Below are 17,679 nucleotides of genomic sequence, written 5' to 3' on the forward strand. Positions count from 1 at the left end.
GCTAGACGGCCGCGAGGCGGCGCGTGAGGGATACGCCCGCGGCTCGCACGAGCGGCGCGACGCGCTCCTCGCGCATCGCGTCGGCGGGGCCGGCGAGCGACAGCGCGCCGACCACTCGTCCGTGTCCCATGAGGGGACAGGCGACGGCGAGGACACCGGCGTAGGAGTCGCCGGGATCCGTTGCGAGCGTTGCCGCGCGCACCGTGGTGAGCTCGTCGTGGAAGCGCTCGGCGTCGTTCGGCTCGAGTCGAGCGCCTACGCGCTCGACGACGGTCGCGTCGTCGCAGAATGCGAGGAACGCCTTTCCGCTTGCGGTCGTGAGCGCGGGGGAGCGCATGCCGGCGCGCGTGGGCAGCATCGGAAGTCTCCCTGGAACGGCCGTGAGCGAGACCATGTCCGTTCCCTGCTGCACCCACACGCCGACGCGTTCGCCCGTGCGCACGGCGAGCTCGTGCACGACGGGAGCTGCGGCAGCGGCGATGCGGCGCGGAATCGTGGCGCGCGCGCCGAGCTCGAACAGGCGCATGCCGAGCGTCACGCCGTCGGCGTCGCGGGCGAGGTAGCGCTGCTCGATCAGTTCGGCGATCAGGCGCGCGGTCGTCGAACGGGGAACGCGGGCCTCGGCGGCTATGCCTGCGACGGAGATCGGGCCGGTCATTCGTCGGACGACCTCGAGGATGGCGAACACTCGGTCGAGCACCGACAACGGTGCGTCCGCATCGCCCTCGGGCATGCTGTGTTCCGGATTCGTCATCGTCGATCCTCTCAGTGCCGCTGCACTGCGGCTCCTCTCCATTATGTACTGTTTGGTACGCAAAGCGCTGAAGACGAGGCCAGGGCGAGGAGCCCCCGCCCGGGCCCTCGTCTCAGTCGTCGAGGAACTCGGAGACGCCCATCGCGCTCTCCACGCCGTTCATCACGTGCTCTTCGAACAGGTCGGAGTTCTCCGACTCGCCGGTCCACGCGTCGACCTCGTGGCCGAGCGTCGTGAGCCATGCGCGGCCGCCGTCGTAGTAGTGATTCCAGCTCAGCGGGTGCGCGTCTCCGTGCCCGGGGTGTCCGCCGTCACGATCGAGGGTCACAGTGTCCTCGCTCGCCTCGAGCAGAACGTTGACGTGGCTCGGGTACGGGTACAGGTTGTAGAACTCGTCGGTGAAGCCGAACTCGTCCGGCAGGAACTCGGTCGACACGTCCTCGTGGTCGATCGTCTCCACGGTGCCTGCACGGTTCGGCCCATGATCGTAGAAGTTCGCGCCGCCGAGGAGGCCTTCGTACCACTCCCAGTTGTACTCCGCGCCGAAAGCGTTGTGGATGCCGACGAATCCGCCGCCGCCGCGCACGTACTTCGTCAGCGCGTTCTGCTGCTGGTCGCCGAGCGTGTCGCGGTTGGCCGAGAGGAACACCACAGCCTGGTACCCGCCAAGGCGGCGGAATTCGTCCAGGTCCTCCGTCCAGTCGGCTTCGATGCCGCGCTCTTCCGCCCAGGCGATGAGTTCTCGCTGCGCGACGTTGTCGTCGCCGAGCTCCGGGTTCATGCCTTCACCGAGGGATGTACCGAGGTGGGCGTGACGGGGGCCCGCCGTACGGCTCCAGATCAGGATGCGCTTGTCGTCGCCCTCTTCGAACCCGTTGCCCCAATCGTTGTAGCAGGACGCATCGAGGCCGCGGCACGCGCCGTAGTCCTTGATCTCGTCCTGGTAGATCTCAGCCGATGTGGCCGGCTTCCCGTTGCCGTTCCCGTTCCCGTTGCCGTTCCCGTTGCCGTTGCCGGGGTTCGCGCCCATGACCGATGCGCCGCCGACGGCGAGTGTCGCGCCCAGAACGGCGGCGCCTGTCAGGGCGAAGCCGGAGCGTACTAGCGATTTCACGATGATCTCCTTCGATCGTCCGAGTGCCCGGCGGAGGGGCGCCGGTCTGATCGCGACGCTAGCGGCCGCCGGGCGGCGGCACCCGTGGCGTTCCAATCAGTGAGCCGCGGTTCGGCCTCAGCGCGGAGAGAAGGGGAGCGGGCGCTGATCGAGCCCGCGGGGGCGCGACGCGATCGCGGCGGCGAGTTCGACGATCGCCTGCGCCGACGGGTCGTTCGGCGCGGCGACGACCACGGGCGTTCCGTCATCGCCGGACGAGCGCAGGCCATGGCTGAGCGGAATCGACGCCAGCAGCGGCACCTCGTCCGCATCGGCGGACAGCGCCGCGGCGACCTCGGCGCCGCCGCCGGCACCGAACAGGTCGAGCACCGAGCCGTCAGGCAGCGTCATCGCCGCCATGTTCTCGACGACGCCGATCACTCGCTGCCCCGTCTGACGGGCCACGAGTCCGCTGCGCACGGCGACGTCGCTCGCGGCCGGCTGCGGCGTGGTCACCACGAGGACCTCGGCGTGCGGCAGCAGCTGCCCGACCGAGATCGCGATGTCGCCGGTGCCGGGAGGCATGTCGAGCAGCAGCACGTCGAGGTCGCCGAAGTGCACGTCGGTGAGGAACTGGTTCACCGTGCGGTGCAGCATCGGCCCGCGCCACGCCACCGCGCCGCCGCGGTCGGAACCTCGCTGCAGGAACATACCGATCGAGATCGTCTTCACATCGTGCGCTATCGGCGGCAGCATCAGATCGTCGATGCGCGTCGGCTGCGCGGTCTCCCCGTCGCGGCTGAGCCCGAGCAGGCCTGGAATCGAGAAGCCGTGCACGTCCGCGTCGATCAGCCCGACGCGCAGGCCCCGCTGGGCGAGTGCGACGGCGAGGTTCGCCGTGACCGTGGACTTCCCGACCCCGCCCTTGCCGCTCGTGACGGCGATCACCCGTGTGAGCGAATCCGGCCCGAACGGCATCGCCCTGCCCGGTCCGCGCAGGCGCTCGGTCAGTGCTCTGCGCTCGTCGGGAGTCATCACACCGATGTCGAGGGTGACCTCGCCGACGCCGTGCACGCTCTCCGCGGCCTCGCGCACGTCACGTTCGATCCGATCAGCCGCGGGGCATCCGACGATCGTGAGGGCGATGCCCACGCGCACGTCCGTGCCGTCCGCGTCCACATCGCGCACCATGTCGAGCTCGGACAGCGGCCTGCGCAGCTCGGGGTCCTGCACACGCCCGACGGCGTCACGGACGTTCTCGGAGAGGGTGCTCACCCGTCCAGCCTACGGCGTGCGTTGCCAGTGGGCGCGTGTCCGAGCAGCCGGATGAGGGGGCGCTGAGGGTGGAGTAGCCGGACTCAAAGCGCATGCATAGCGGGTTCACTGCCCGCCCCGACACCGGACCAGCGGGTGCGTGGGACACTGGGGTCATGAGCATGTTGGGCGGGAACGTTCGCTCGCCGAAGAACGTCGGCGAAACGGTCGCGAAGTACGACGAGTACGAGGCGGCGCAGAAGGCAGTGGGCAAACTCATCGAGGCCGAGGTGCCGGCTCGTGAGATCTCGATCGTGTGGGCGGGCCTGCGCGCCGTCGAGATGATCACGGGGCGTCTCGGCTACGGCCGTGCTGCCTGGTCCGGCGCGCTCAACGGTGCGATTCTCGGCCTGCTGTTCGGCGCGATCTACACGCTGCTGTCGCCCGAGGCGACGCTCCAGCTGCTCGTCGGGTTCATGCTCGTCGGCATGGCGCTCGGGATGGTCATGCAGTTGCTCAGCTACCGGATCGTGCGCAGACGCCGTGAATACATGAGCGCCACGTCGCCCGTCGCCGACCACTACGAGATCGCCGTGCAGCAGGAGCACGCTGCGACGGCGCGACGCGTGCTGGGACAGCCGGGCCAGGAGCGTCGGGCGCCGCAGCCGACTGGTCCGCTGCCTCCGCCGCAGTACGGCATCCGGATCGACCCCGCGACGAACAGCCCCGTTCCCAACCCGACTGATCCGTCAGCAGCCGAGTATGGGCGCCCGCAGACGAGCGCGCCGCCGGAAACAGCTGATGCGGACGTTCCGCCGCTGGCACCGGATGACGCGAACTCCCAGCCTGCGCCGCAGGCGCCGGTCGTGCCGCCGCGTCCGGCCGATCCGGTGCCTCCTGCGCCCCGCGGTGCGGAGCAGGAGCGACCGGATGAGCAGGGCTCGACTGACGAGCAGGTGCGCGCCGACCATGGGCAGGAAACGAACGACTCGCAGGCCGACGACGCGAGACGGACGGACCAGGCCCCACCGGCATAGGCACTGGCCACGTTCGGGTGTCCACGGCTGCACACCATCCGGTGCGCAGGAACCGTCGCATCGGAGCGTCGACGCATCTCGGTCGCCCGTAGCCCGTCGCAGTGAGATGGGTCGGTGCCCGCCGACCCCGGAGGACCGGCGCGTCAGCTCAGCTTCGCCATCCAGGCCTCGATCTCGTCGGCCGTGCGGGGGATCGCCGCCGACATGTTCACCGGTCCGTCTTCGGTCATCCGGATGTCGTCCTCGATCCGCACGCCGATGCCTCGGTACTCGGCCGGCACCGTCTCGTCGTCCGCCTGGAAGTACAGGCCAGGTTCGATCGTGAACACCATGCCGGGTGCGAGCACGCCGTCGTAGTACATCTCCCGCCGCGCCGCAGCGCAGTCATGCACGTCGATGCCGAGGTGGTGGCTCGTGCCGTGCACCATGTAGCGGCGGTGGTGGCCGCCGTTGTCGGCGTCGAGCGCCTCCTCGGCCGTGACGGGGAGCAGTCCCCACTCGGCGACCTTCGCGGCGATCACCTCCATGGCGGCCTCGTGCACGGCGCGGAACCTCACACCGGGCTTCGCCGCGGCGAACGCGGCGTCCGCCGCTTCCTGCACCGCGTTGTACACCTTGCGCTGCGTCGCGGAGAACGTGCCGTTCACCGGAAGCGTGCGTGTGATGTCGGCCGTGTACAGGCTGTCGACCTCGACGCCGGCGTCGACCAGCACCAGATCGCCCGGCACCACGGGCCCGTCATTGCGCGTCCAATGCAGATAGCACGCGTGCGGCCCTGCGGCGGCGATGGTGTCGTAGCCCTCCCAGTTGCCGTCGCTGCGGGCGCGCTGGTGGAAGACGCCTTCGATGATGCGTTCGCCGCGGCGGTGAGCCGCAGCGCGGGGGAGCTCCCTGATGATGTCGTCGAACCCGCGCGCAGTGACGTCGACGGCGAGCTGCAGCTGAGCGGTCTCGAAGTCGTCCTTGACCAGGCGGAGCTCGTCGAGGAACGTGTCCAGTTCGTCGTCCTCGCCGACCACGAGATCGCCGTCTCGCTGTTCGAACTCCTCGAGCGTCGCCGTCGCGATGCCGAGGTCTCGTGCCACACCTGAGCGATCGGGGCGGGGGCCGATCCAGAACTCGCCGATCGTCGCATCGGAGTAGAACTCGCTGGTCGTGCGGTCGGCGCGCTCACGGAAGAACAGCGTCGCCTCGTGCGAGTCGCCCATCGGGTCGAAGACGAGCACCGAATCCGGCTGGGAATCCGCCTCCCACCCTGTCAGGTGGGCGAAGGCGCTGTGCGCACGAAACGGGTACTCGGTGTCGTTGGAGCGCTGCTTCAGCGAACCGGCCGGAATGACGACGCGCTTTCCGAGGAACGCGGCTGACACTGCGGCGCGGCGCTTCGCGGCGAACGGTGCCTGGGCGCGGGCGCGGGGCTCCGGATCCTGCCGCGGCGCCCATCCGGTCGAGATCGTGTCGAGGAACCCCTGCCCGTACGGCTGGCGGCGGCTCGAAGGCTTGTCGACGGACTCTGTCGTCACGGTATCGCTCACGTATGCTCCCTGGTTCGCTTCCGGCGTCCCCACCAGTCTCTCACCGCACGCGATCCGGATGCACTGTTCGAATCGTCACCGGTCCGTGGGCTCGAGCTGCACGACGAGGGGACGATGGTCGCTGCCTGCATCATCGAGGTTCGTCATCACGATCGATCCCGTCGCCTTCCATGCATCGGTGTGCATCACATGGTCGATCGGCGCGCCGAGCAGCGCGGGCACATCAGTCGGCCAAGTGCCGATTCCGCCGTTGCCCGACTCAGGGGCGGCGGCGTCGCAGTAGCCGAGGTCGTGGCCATCGACGCCGAGGCGCGACATGTGCTCGAGCGTCGCATTGAAGTCGCCGGCGAGGATCACATTGTCACTCGCGCACTGGTCGGCGATCCACTGCAGATCATTGCTCCAGCTGTCCATGTACGCCTGGCGAGGGGCGACGGCGTGCACGGCCACGACCACGGGGCCGTTGCCGTCGACGGGCATCGCGACGGCGCTCGGAAGGGTCGTGGTGTTGCTGGAGCGGTTCTCGGAGGAGTCGATCACCGAGTAGTCGCCGAGGTCCGGCGAGATCAGCAGCGTGGTCTCCCACGCATACGGGGTGGGCGAGTCTGCGGCGTTGTACGCGACGTGGTGCACCCACATCGGTCGCCCCAGCTCGCGCATCTCGAGCGCCACCTGCTCACCGCCGTCCTCTGTCGTCTCCGGCAGCGCGACGACGTCGGCGTCCATTGCCACTGCCGTCTGCGCGATCCGGTACGCGCCGGTCGCCTCGCCTGCCGTGTTCCATGTCATCACGCGGACGCTCGTGTCGGTCGCCTCCGGCAGGGTGTCCTCGCCGTAGCCGCGCGCGCCGAGCATGACGCCGCTCGAGATGGAGCCGAGCGCGGCCACCAGCGCCATCGAGAGCGCGAAGCCCCGGATCGGCTTGGCCGTGGCGAACAGCAGGAACAGCACGGTGAGCGCGGCGAAACCGACGACGATCAGACCGCGCATCGCGACGATCTGCGTGATGGGGAACATCTGCTCGACGCGGAAGAACGCGGGGAAGGTGAGCACTGCGGTCGCGCATGCGAACAGCACAGTGATGAGCACCCCGATCAATCGCACGCTTCGAGCCTATGACCGGCACCTGTGGAAACGTCCAATGGCACCCGAGTGGGAGATGCACGTCGGCTGGACGACGCCGGAGCGGAAGCGAAGCAGGCGGTGTGCGACGATCGATGAGTGTTCACCGGCCCCAGCGACCTTCATCTTCATTCATGGTGCTCCGACGGCACGGAGCCGCCAGCGGAAGTGATGGCCGCGGCACACGGCGCCGGAGTGCGCACAGTCGCCCTCACCGATCACGACACGACTGCCGGTTGGGCGGAGGCAGGCGATGCGGCGCGCACGCTCGGGCTGACGCTCCTGCAGGGCGCGGAGCTCTCGGCGAAGCACGCAGGGCGCAGCGTGCACGTGCTGGCATACCTGTTCGATCCGGATGCCGCCGACCTCGTCGCGCTGATGGCAGACGTGCGCGAGAACCGCAACGGCAGGGCAGAGCAGCTGGTGGCGAACCTGGCACGGGATCTCGATGTCACGTGGGACGACGTCGTCGCTCAGCGCACGGGGGACGCGACCGTAGGGCGGCCGCACATCGCCGACGCGCTGATCGCCCGCGGCATCGTCTCCTCCAGAGAAGAAGCGTTCGCGTCGCTGCTGTCGCCGCGCGGACCGTACTACGTCTCGCACCCTGCACCGACGCCGATCGACGTGGTTCGCGCCGTCCGGGCGGCGGGAGGAGTGCCGATCATCGCGCACCCCGCAGGGCGCGGCATGCTGCCAGTGCCCGTGCTGGAGGAGCTGCTCGATGCCGGGCTGGCGGGATTCGAACTCGACCACAGGGAGAACACTCCGGATGGTCGGGCGAGGCTGGCGAGGATCGTCGCCGAGCGCGACCTCATCGCGACCGGGTCGAGCGACTACCACGGCACAGGCAAGCTCAACCGCCCCGGCGAGAACACCACCAGCGACGAGATGGTCGCCCGCATCATCGCGCAGGCGACCGGAGTCGCGCTCGTCTCCAGCTGACGGCCTTCCTCCGGGTGACGGCACCCTCGTTCAGGTGTGCGGAAGTGTGGCACACCCGCGGGGGAGCCGCACTTCCGCACACCTGAACCGGATGTCCGGCTCCGGTGGCGCAATTCGGCACACCGGAACCGCGCCGGGGCGGGGTCAGGCGCCCTGGTTCGGCTCCTTCGAACCGGAACGGCGACGACGACGGCGACGAGCCGAACCGCCGGACTTGCCGTCGCGGTGCTCCGCGCCCGAGCCGTCGTGGGTGCCGGCGCCCTCGACGTGATGCTCGCCCTGCTCACCGGCTCCGGATGATCCGGGGCGGCGGCGACGGCGCGACGACTGACCGTCCTGGCCGGCGGGGCGATCGGAGCCGCCATGCGAACGGCCGCGGTTCTCGCCGCTTCGGCGGCGGGGCTTGTCCGACTTCGGCGCGGACGAGATGCGTCCCTTCGTGCCCTCGGGGATGTCGAGGTCCGTGTACAGGTGAGGGCTCGACGAGTACGTCTCGACCGGCTCCGGCTGACCGAACTCGAGGGCGCGGTTGATGAGCGCCCACTTGTGCAGATCGTCCCAGTCGACGAATGTGACTGCGGTGCCCTCGTTGCCGGCACGACCCGTGCGGCCCGCCCTGTGCAGGTACGTCATGTCGTCATCCGGGATCGTGTGATTGATCACGTGGGTGACATCGTTGACGTCGATGCCGCGAGCGGCGACGTCCGTGGCGACCATGACGTCCTTCTTGCCCGCTTTGAACGCCGCCATCGAACGCTCGCGCTGCTCCTGACCCATGTCGCCGTGCACGCCGCCGGTGCTGAAACCGCGGTCGCTCAACTCATCGATGAGCCGCTGAGCCGCACGCTTCGTGCGCGTGAAGATGATCGTCTTGCCACGGCCGCGCGACTGCAGGATGCGGCCGATGACCTCGTCCTTGTCGAGCGAGTGCGCGCGGTAGATGACGTGCTTGATGTTCGCCTGCGTGAGGCCCTCATCCGGGTCCGTCGCGCGGATGTGGATGGGAGAGGACATGAATCGGCGCGCCAGCGAGAGGATCGGGCCGGGCATCGTCGCGCTGAACAGCTGCGTGTGGCGCTTGGCCGGCACCATCTGGAAGATCTTCTCGATGTCGGGCAGGAAGCCCAGGTCGAGCATCTTGTCCGCCTCGTCGAGCACGACCTCGGTCGCGTTCGACAGGTCGAGCAGGCGCTGGTTGGCGAGGTCGATGAGGCGACCCGGCGTGCCGACGACGATCTGCGCGCCGGCCTTGAGCTGGTCGATCTGGCCCTCGTAGGCCTTGCCGCCGTAGATCGCGACGACACTCGTGGGCCGGTTCGAGGTGAGCATGTCCATGTCTTCGTACACCTGCACCGCGAGCTCGCGGGTCGGGACGACGATGAGGGCCTTCACACCGGGCTCGGGGGTCTCGCCGAGGCGCTGCACGACGGGGATGCCGAAGCCGAAGGTCTTGCCCGTGCCCGTCTTGGCCTGGCCGATCACGTCCTGACCGGGGAGTGAGAGCGGGATCGTCTGCTCCTGAATCGGGAAGGAGTCCTCGATGCCCTTGGTGGTCAGGGCATCGAGAATGTCCTGATCGACGTTGAGATCTGCGAAACGTGTCACGTATGTACTGCCTGTCCGGCGGCCGCTGCCGCCTCGAAGTAAGGTTCCACGCCTTTGCTTCCCCAGGCGCGGCGGCCCGAACACACCGCCAGGGCCACCACCCAGACTACGGCACCTCCTTCGCGTGCCGCTGAGCGCCCAAGCTCGCGGCGGCGCCGCGTCTGCAGGGAGACGCTGAGTCGGGCCGTATGCTTGCGACGTGGTGAATTGGTTCTGGAGGCGACGGCCGCCTGCGCGCGTGCTGCGGCTTCGCGCCCGAGGCGATCTCGGCGACGCCCGTCGCGTCGACTTCGCGGAACTGGCGCCAGATGTGTCGACGTTCCTCGGCCAGGCGGCGTATCTGCAGCTGGGATACTTCGAGACGCTCGGCCGCCTTGTCAGGGCCACGCCCGGTCTCGGTGAGAAGGAAGCGATCTCGCTCGCAGCGGGACGCGCGCTCGCCAAGCATCGCCGACTGGTCGACCTGATCCGGGATCGCGTCGGCGACCCCACGGACGCGATGGAACCGTTCCGTGAGCAGCTCGACGAGTTCCGAGGCAAGACGATCGGTGCGCGCCCCAGGGAGACGATGCTCGCCGTGCTCATCACGGCAGGCATGCTCGACGATTTCTACCTCGCGCTCTCGTCCAGCTACGGCGAGGTCGGGCGCCGCGTCGAGCGGATCCTGGGGGAGAGCAGCGATCGCGAACAGATCGAGGAGATCCTGCGCGACACGATCTCGAGCGACGAGGAGTGGCGCGACCTGCTCTCGATGTGGGCGCGACGGCTGGTGGGCGACACTCTTCTGGTGGCACGCAGCGCGCTTGTCCCTGAGCGGCTCGCCACCGACGAGAAGCGCATCGAACCCGTGTTCACGGCGCTCATGGCGGCGCACTCGCGCCGGATGGACGAGCTCGGCCTCAACTCCTGAGCGCCCGATGTCGCAGGTGCCGGGGAGCGGGCCGCGGTGATCAGGCGATGCCGAGGCGCTCTCGTTCTGCGGCATCGAAGCGCGCTCGCCTGATGCCGACGACGAGGGTGACGGCGGTCGAGGCGATGATCGCAGCGGCGAACGTCACGACCCACAGCCAGACGTTGCCCTCGCCCCACTGCACCCAGGTCAGGAGCGCGTAGGCCGCAGCCGCTGCGGCAACGGCGACGCCGGGGGTCAGGATGACGCCTCGGTCGCTTCGGTGCGGGAGCAGGAAGTGCAGCCCGATGCCGAAGGCCGCTGCGGTGATGAGCGCGAGCAGGATGTACATGATCGGTTACGAGACGAAGCCGACGGGGTTCTTGGCTTCGGCGCCCACCTCGACGTAGGCGATGTTCGCCGTCGGGACGAGGTAGCTGGCACCCTTGACATCGGCGAAATCGATGTGCACGGTGCCCTTCGTCAGCGCCTCTGCGACAGTCTTCTTCACCTGCTCAGCGGTCTGAGTGGACTCGAAGCTGAGCTCGCGGGCGGTGTTCGTGAGGCCGATGCGGATGTCCACGGGGCTACCTTTCGTCACGTCGGGGCCGGCGCCTGCCGATCCTTTCCTCAGCCTATGGCACGCCCCGGACGCTGCGGCCCGTGCACGCTGACGGCGAACGCCGGGACGATGTCCGAGGCTGCGGATAGCGTGGACGCGTGATGAGATCTCAGCCGAGTGGCGACCAGCGCGAGGTGCTCGATCTGCCGGCGGCGGCATCGGGAACGGTGATCGGGGCGTCCGGCACCGGCAAGACCTCGGTGCTGGTCGAACGCGTGGGCAGGATGCTCGAGGCCGGGGCGGTGGAGCCGGGCGAGATCGTCGTGCTCACACCGACCCGTACGTCGGCGACTCGGCTGCGCGACGAGCTGGGCGTGCGCGTCGAGGTCGCGACGCCGGGTCCGCTGGCGCGATCGGTGGGCTCGCTGGCGTTCCAGATCGTGCGCGGCGATGCCGTGCGCCGCGGCGAGGCACCGCCGCAGCTGCTGACGGGAGCCGACCAGGATCGCATCATCGCTGAGATCCTCGCGGGCGACGAGAGCGACGAAGAACAGGGCCGCGCCCGTTGGCCGTCCCACCTCGGGCCGCTGGTGCGGCGCTCGGCAGGCTTCCGCTCCGAGCTGCGGGCGTTTCTCAGCGAGCTCACCGAAATGGGCGTCGAGCCGACGGAGCTCGCGGGGCTCGGCGACGAGACGTGGGCGGCGGTGGCAGAGTTCGTCCGCGACTATCGCAACGTGCTCGTCGGCATGCGCGAGGCGCATCGCGACAGTTCGGAGCTGTACGGCGAAGCCGCGGCGGCGCTCGGCGATGACGGGCACGGCCCGCTCGGCGAGGTCGACCGGCTGCGCGTGGTGATGATCGACGACGCGCAGGAGCTCACCCGCGGCGGAATCGCTCTGGTCGAGGCGCTGCGTGCCCGCGGTGTCGCGGTGCTCGCCTTCGGCGACCCCGACATCGGGTCCGGCGCGTTCCGGGGCGTCACGCCCGAGCTGTTCGCGCAGCTGGCTGGTGTTCTCGGCGGCGTGCACGTGCTCGGTGAGGACCACAGGGGCCATCCGGCGATCTCGCGCCTCGCCCGTGTCGTCACGCAGCAGATCGGCGCCGCAGGTCGCGTCGACCATCGCCGCCCGCCAGGGCAGGAGGTCGAGGAGTCAGGGGCGGTCGGGCGCCTCATCGCCGGATCGCCGCACGAGGAGATCGATCGCATCGCGTGGGCGCTGCGCTCGTGGCATCTCGACGAGGAGGTGCCATGGCAGAACATGGCGGTGATCGCACACGACACCCGCCAGATCATGGTGCTCGAGGCGGAACTCGCCGCCCGTGAGGTGCCGACGCGTGCGGCCGGGGTGCAGAAGCCGCTCGGCGAGGAGCGTGCAGTGCGGGAGCTCGTCGAGATCGTGCGCCTCGGGCTGCAGCACGCGTCGGAGCGCGACCCCGAGGCGCTGGTCACAGCGCTGCGCTCGCCGTACGGCGGGTTCGACGGGGTGGCGCTGCGCAGGCTGCGCGCGAGACTGCGTCACCGCGAACTCGCCGACGGGGGTACGCGCTCGGCGAAGCAGCTCCTCGCTGAGGCACTGAACGAGCCCGACCTGTTCGACGCGATCGACACCTCGGAGGCACGCGCGGCGAAACGATTCGGGGCGGCGCTGCGCCGGTTGGCCGAGCTCGGCGAAGCGGGAGCAACGATCCACGAGCTGCTCTGGGAGGCATGGAGCAGCGCACGCACGCTCGATGGTCGGACGCTGTCGCGGGCATGGCAGGAACTGGCGACGTCTTCGCGTCCCCTCGCGGCGGAGACGGGGCGCGCGCTCGACGGGCTCGTCGCGCTGTTCGCTGCGGCCAAGCGCTTCGTCGAGCGCTCGCCGGGGGAGGGACCGACGCCCTTCATCCACGGAATCCTTGACAGCGACGTTCCGGAGGACTCGCTGAACGCCCCAGAGCGGCCGGGTACCGTGACGCTCCTCACCCCGGCGTCCGCCCTCGGGCGGGAGTTCGACGCGGTCGTCGTCGCGGGCCTGCAGGACGGCGTGTGGCCGAACGTGCGCCTGCGGGGAGGGATGCTCGACGCATGGCGCCTCGCAGATGCGGTCGGCGCCTCGCGAGGGGGCGGAGCCGAATCGGAGCCGCCCAGCTCCCTCGACCGGCGCAGATCGGCGCTGCACGACGAGCTCAGGCTGTTCGTACGAGCGATCGCTCGAGCCCGCTCACGCGTGCTGCTCACGGCCGTGAGCGATGACGACCAGTCGCCGAGTCCGCTGCTCGACCTCGTCCCGGAACCGCCGTCACAGGAGACGGGGCAGCCGGGCGGAGAAGCGGGGCTCGAGCATCCGCTCACACTGCGGGGCCTGGTCGCCGGGCACCGCCGCGCACTGACGAGCACCACTACCGGAGCAGCCGGCCGACGGCACGCGGCGGAACAGCTCGCGGTGCTCGCGCGCGAGGGCGTTGCAGGCGCCGACCCTGCCGACTGGTACGGTGCGGCGGAGCCGACGACTGTCGAACCGCTGATCGATGCGCACGAACGGCCCGTGAGAGTCTCACCTTCGATGATGCAGACGTTCGAGGACTGCGGGCTGGACTGGGCCATCCGTATGCTCGGCGGCGACACGTCGAAGTCGGCTTCGACGGGCATCGGCACCATCCTGCATGCCGCCCTCGAGGCCTCGCCCGGCGGTGACATCGACGAGATGCGCCGCGTCGTCGACGAGCGGTGGGGCGAGCTCGAGTTCGAAGCGGGGTGGCTCGAGAAGCAGAGCCGAGACCGCGTCGAACTCTCGCTGCAGAACCTGCACCGCTATGCCAGCGCCACCACGTCCGACGGCGGGCGCGTGCTCCAGGTCGAGGCGCCGTTCGAAGTCGTGATTCCCTTCGATCCGGATGCCGTGGCCGCCGATGGTGCGGAGCACACCGTGATCGGTGTGCCGGATGGCGAGCGCCGTCCCGACGATGCGGGTCCGCTGGCTCTGATCCGGGGCGTGATCGACCGCGTCGAGGCCTATCCGGCGGGGCACGGCGACCACAGCGGTGCGCGCGGCCGCGCATGGGAAGCCATCGCCCCGCGCGACCCCGCAGCGAGCGAGCAGGTCGTGATCGCCGATCTGAAGACCGGCACCTTCGAGGACCGCCTGGGCGACAGTAAGGTGACCGACGATGCGCAGCTGGCCGCGTACCAACTCGCCGTCGAGGCAGGTCTGATCCCTGACGCATCCCCCGCGGCGCTGGCGGGGGCGAGGCTCGTCGTCGTCTCCAAAGCCACGGGCAAGGCGGCGTACCGCGTCGCACACCAGCGTGCGCACGGCCCGGAGGAGCGGGCCGCCTTCCTGCAGCGTGTGGTCGACGCCGCGCGTGGCATGTCGGCTGCCGGCTTCACGGCGAGCGTCGACGCGCACTGCCAGGGGTCGCATCGACCCACACTCTGCCGATCCCACACAGTGAAGGCGGTGAGCGCATCGTGAGCGCGCCGGAATGGTCGGGACCGCTGCGGCTCGACGCAAGGACGATCGCGTCAGCACTCGGGCTGCCGTCGCCGACGGACGCACAGAAGGCCGTGATCGAGGCGCCTCCTGTGCCGGCGCTCGTCGTGGCCGGGGCGGGCAGCGGCAAGACGGAGACGATGTCAGGCAGGGTCGTGTGGCTCGTCGCCAACGGACACGTCTCGCCGAGCGAGATCCTCGGTCTCACCTTCACTCGCAAGGCCGCAGGCGAGCTGGCGGAGCGCATCGCCGCACGTCTCGAGCGCATCGGCGAACTCGCCGACCGCGGCCTGCTGCCTCATCTGACCCGCATCGTCGAATCCGGCGAGCTGACGCGCGCGCACGCGGCGACAGAGCGCGGCGCCCACGCCGTGCGGCGGGCGGTGCTCGACGAACTGGCCGAACGGTACCGGACAGGGTGGAGTCCGACCACGGGGCAGCAGATGCGCGGTGTGCTCGATCGTCCGCGCGTGTCGACCTACAATGCCTTCGCCGACCAGATCGTGCGCGAGCACGCCGCACGGATCGGGCGCGACCCGGAAGCGGCGCTGCTGAGCGACTCCGCATCGTGGCTGATCGTCCGCGACATCGTGATGGGGGCTGACGAGGCGGGGCTCGACGAGATCGACAACGGCCTGAACACGATCATCGAACGCGTGAAGTCGCTCGCAGGCGACGTGCTCGACCACCGCGCCGACGTCGCCGCCGTGGCGGAGTACGCGGCCGGTCTCGGCGACGCAGTGGCAGCGATCGCGACGAACGAGGACGCACGCAGCGCCGCAGGCAACCTGCGCTCGCTCGGCCGGCTGCTGCAGCTCGTCGAGGAGTACGGCACAGAGAAGCAGCGCCGCGGTGCGCTCGACTTCGCCGATCAGGTGACCGGAGCGATCGAGATCATCGAGCGGTCACCGCAGGTCGGAACGGAGCTCGCCGAGCAGTACCCTGTGGTGCTGCTCGACGAGTACCAGGACACCTCAGTGACGCAGACGGAGCTGCTCGCGACGGTGTTCCGCGACACGGCGGTGATGGCCGTCGGCGACCCGAACCAGTCGATCTACGGCTGGCGAGGCGCGAGCGCCGACAACCTGCCTGCCTTCTCGGGCGCGTTCTCGCGCGGGGTGCCGGCCAGCCGATACGACCTGATGACGAGCTGGCGCAACGACCGCACGGTGCTGTCCGCGGCGAACCGCCTGCTTGCGCCCTTCCGCGCCGACGGCGGTTTCCGCGTCGAACCGCTCGAGGACCGTCCGGGCGTGGGCGAGGGGCACGTCGACGTGCGCTTCGAGCTCACCATCGACGATGAGGCCGCAGCCGTCGCAGAATGGTTCGCCGACGCGCGCGCCGTGCACGCCGAGTCGAAACCGCACACCGGGGCGATCCTGTTCCGCGCGAAGAAGCACATGCAGAAGTTCGCCGATGCGCTCGATCGGCTGGGCATCCCCCATCGCATTCTCGGCCTCGGCGGCCTGCTGGCCACACCCGAGGTCGTCGACGTGATCTCGGCGCTGCGGGTGGTGCACGACCCCACCCAGGGCTCCGCACTCATCCGACTGCTGGTGGGTCCGCGCTTCGGCATCGGGGTAGCCGACATGGGTGCGCTCTACGATCTCGCCACGACGCTCTCACAGCGCGACGAGGCGCTTGCGCCGCTGAGCGATGAGATGCGCGCAAAGATCCGCTCGTCCACGGGGGCAGACGAGCAGGTGTCGATCATCGATGCGCTGGACTTCCTGCGCCAGATGCCGGACGACTACCGATTGTTCGACCAGATCAGCGCCGCAGGCAGAGCCCGGATGCGCGAGGCCGCCGCGATGTTCGACAGGCTCAGGGCCGCCGCGGGGCAACCGGTGCCCGAGGTGATCCGACTGATCGAACTGGAGCTGCGGCTCGACATCGAGCTCGCGGCCAACGAGAGCCGCGGCCCGGCCCGCACCGCAGCGACGCAGCTGCGCGCCTTCTCCGACGAGGTGCGGGGGTTCCTCTCGGCTGACGAGCACGGCACGGTCGGCAGTCTGCTGGCGTGGTTGAAGCACGCGGAGGACACCGACGAGCTGAAGCCGCGCAGCGAGCCGCCGGAGCCCGGTGTCGTACAGCTGCTCACGATCCACGGATCGAAGGGGTTGGAATGGGACGCCGTCGCGGTCGTCCGGATGGTCGAGGAGGAGGTTCCCAAGAAGCCCCGCAGCACGCTGGGGTGGCTCGGCTTCGGACAGCTTCCGTACGCGTTCCGGGGCGACAGGAGGGCGCTGCCGCTGCTGGACTGGGAACCGGGTGAGGACGGCAAGACGCTCGCCAGGCAGATCAAGGCGTTCAAGGAGTTGAACAAAGAGCACGACCTCGCCGAGGAGCGACGGCTCGCGTACGTGGCCGTCACCCGCGCGAAGTCGCATCTGCTGCTCACCGGCTCGTCGTGGTCGGGCGGGAAGCGACCGCGCGCAGCCAGCGACTACCTGATCGACATCATCGACGAACTGGGGCTGGACGACGTCGAACTCGACGCGGGCGAGGAGAACCCGTACGAGGGCGAGGGGCGCACCGTGACGTGGCCGCTCGACCCGCTCGGTGCGCGCCGACCGGCCGTCCACGGCGCCGCTCGCCTCGTCGGAGACGCGCTCGCCGCGGACCGAGGCGAGCCGTTCGAGCCGAGCCCGCAGCTGCGCCGGCTGCTGGAGGAGCGCCGCCTGCGCGAGGGAGGGCAGGCGCCGGCGCCCCCCACACGACTGCCTGCGTCGCGGTTCAAGGACTACGTCACCGACTACGCGGGCACCGTGAGCGAGATCGTGCGCCCGATGCCGGAGAAGCCGTATCGCCAGACCCGGCTGGGAACCCTTTTCCATCAATGGGTCGAACAGCGCTCAGGTCTGGTGGGGAGCGGCCATGCGCTCGACGACCTGCTCTGGGAGGACGACGACGAGCTCGTCACCGCCGCGCCCACAGCGTCGCCTGCGGAGCACGAGAGCGGCGCGGCGGATGCATCTGCCGCCGATGAGGCAGATCTCGCCCGGCTCCGCGGGATCTTCGAGGCAAGCGAGTGGGCGGACCTTCAGCCGATCGAGGTCGAGACAGAGATCGACTTCGCCCTCCCGACGGTCGAGGGCGAGCCGCCCCACATCGTGATCTGCAAACTCGATGCCGTGTATGAACGCGACGGCCGCGTCGAGATCGTCGATTGGAAGACGGGGCGCGCGCCGCGAACGGCGGCCGAGCGAGAAGACCGGATGATCCAGCTCGCGCTTTACCGGCTGGCCTATCACCGGCGGCACGGCATCCCGCTGGACAGGATCGACGTCGCACTGTTCTACGTCGCCGACGACCTCGTGCTGCGCGACGACACCGACGTGCCGGGTGAGGCGGACATCATCGCCCGCTGGAACGCGGCACGGGAGGGTGCGGGGTAGGAGCGAGGGCGG

The 17,679-nt window shown here is 69.7% G+C and carries 13 protein-coding genes; 5 read left to right on the forward strand and 8 right to left on the reverse strand.

Annotated elements, in window-relative coordinates; translation table 11 throughout:
• Position 1: 1 nt before the first annotated feature.
• From CIK77_RS04680 to CIK77_RS04690, 3 genes are all read right to left on the reverse strand, one after another.
• On the reverse strand, positions 2 to 754 hold the full coding sequence (locus CIK77_RS04680; protein ID WP_170934243.1) for an IclR family transcriptional regulator: 753 nt from the start codon (positions 752 to 754) through the stop codon (positions 2 to 4).
• A 112-nt stretch (positions 755 to 866) separates the two neighbouring features.
• Positions 867 to 1,868, reverse strand: a complete 1,002-nt coding sequence (locus CIK77_RS04685; protein ID WP_087056298.1) for a ThuA domain-containing protein — start codon at positions 1,866 to 1,868, stop codon at positions 867 to 869.
• 117 nt (positions 1,869 to 1,985) lie between these two features.
• On the reverse strand, positions 1,986 to 3,122 hold the full coding sequence (locus CIK77_RS04690) for an Mrp/NBP35 family ATP-binding protein (protein WP_087056299.1): 1,137 nt from the start codon (positions 3,120 to 3,122) through the stop codon (positions 1,986 to 1,988).
• A 155-nt stretch (positions 3,123 to 3,277) separates the two neighbouring features.
• Between CIK77_RS04690 and CIK77_RS04695 the strand changes: the two genes are divergently transcribed.
• Positions 3,278 to 4,138 (forward strand): general stress protein, encoded by an 861-nt coding sequence (locus CIK77_RS04695; protein WP_140403572.1) that lies wholly within the window; start codon positions 3,278 to 3,280, stop codon positions 4,136 to 4,138.
• A 143-nt stretch (positions 4,139 to 4,281) separates the two neighbouring features.
• Here CIK77_RS04695 and CIK77_RS04700 read toward each other — a convergent pair whose 3' ends face one another.
• Positions 4,282 to 5,673, reverse strand: a complete 1,392-nt coding sequence (locus CIK77_RS04700; protein ID WP_087056351.1) for an aminopeptidase P family protein — start codon at positions 5,671 to 5,673, stop codon at positions 4,282 to 4,284.
• Between the two features lie 75 nt (positions 5,674 to 5,748).
• Positions 5,749 to 6,777, reverse strand: a complete 1,029-nt coding sequence (locus CIK77_RS04705; RefSeq protein WP_249268710.1) for an endonuclease/exonuclease/phosphatase family protein — start codon at positions 6,775 to 6,777, stop codon at positions 5,749 to 5,751.
• A 117-nt stretch (positions 6,778 to 6,894) separates the two neighbouring features.
• On the opposite strand from CIK77_RS04705, the gene CIK77_RS04710 reads away from it, so the two are divergent.
• Positions 6,895 to 7,740 (forward strand): PHP domain-containing protein, encoded by an 846-nt coding sequence (locus CIK77_RS04710; RefSeq protein ID WP_087056301.1) that lies wholly within the window; start codon positions 6,895 to 6,897, stop codon positions 7,738 to 7,740.
• A 144-nt stretch (positions 7,741 to 7,884) separates the two neighbouring features.
• Here CIK77_RS04710 and CIK77_RS04715 read toward each other — a convergent pair whose 3' ends face one another.
• Entirely contained in the window at positions 7,885 to 9,345 is a 1,461-nt protein-coding gene (locus tag CIK77_RS04715; RefSeq protein WP_087056302.1) for a DEAD/DEAH box helicase, read from the reverse strand.
• A gap of 199 nt (positions 9,346 to 9,544) precedes the next feature.
• On the opposite strand from CIK77_RS04715, the gene CIK77_RS04720 reads away from it, so the two are divergent.
• The gene (locus CIK77_RS04720; protein WP_087056303.1) at positions 9,545 to 10,255 is read left to right on the forward strand and encodes a ferritin-like fold-containing protein; all 711 of its coding nucleotides are present in this window, start codon (positions 9,545 to 9,547) and stop codon (positions 10,253 to 10,255) included.
• Between the two features lie 40 nt (positions 10,256 to 10,295).
• On the opposite strand, the gene CIK77_RS04725 is transcribed toward CIK77_RS04720, so the two are convergent.
• Both CIK77_RS04725 and CIK77_RS04730 read right to left on the reverse strand, forming a co-directional pair.
• Positions 10,296 to 10,586 (reverse strand): hypothetical protein, encoded by a 291-nt coding sequence (locus CIK77_RS04725; protein WP_087056304.1) that lies wholly within the window; start codon positions 10,584 to 10,586, stop codon positions 10,296 to 10,298.
• 6 nt (positions 10,587 to 10,592) lie between these two features.
• A complete protein-coding gene (locus CIK77_RS04730) occupies positions 10,593 to 10,817 on the reverse strand; it encodes a DUF3107 domain-containing protein (RefSeq protein WP_087056305.1) in 225 nt (74 codons plus the stop codon).
• 140 nt (positions 10,818 to 10,957) lie between these two features.
• Here CIK77_RS04730 and CIK77_RS04735 point away from each other — a divergent pair, with 140 nt between their 5' ends.
• Positions 10,958 to 14,251: an ATP-dependent helicase gene (locus CIK77_RS04735; RefSeq protein ID WP_087056306.1), complete on the forward strand. Its 3,294-nt coding sequence runs from the start codon at positions 10,958 to 10,960 to the stop codon at positions 14,249 to 14,251.
• Positions 14,248 to 17,667, forward strand: a complete 3,420-nt coding sequence (locus tag CIK77_RS04740) for an ATP-dependent DNA helicase (RefSeq protein ID WP_249268712.1) — start codon at positions 14,248 to 14,250, stop codon at positions 17,665 to 17,667. Before CIK77_RS04735 ends, CIK77_RS04740 begins: the two co-directional genes overlap by 4 nt.
• Positions 17,668 to 17,679: the final 12 nt, after the last annotated feature.

The organism is Microbacterium sp. JB110, assembly GCF_003335195.1.
Taxonomy (GTDB): domain Bacteria; phylum Actinomycetota; class Actinomycetes; order Actinomycetales; family Microbacteriaceae; genus Microbacterium.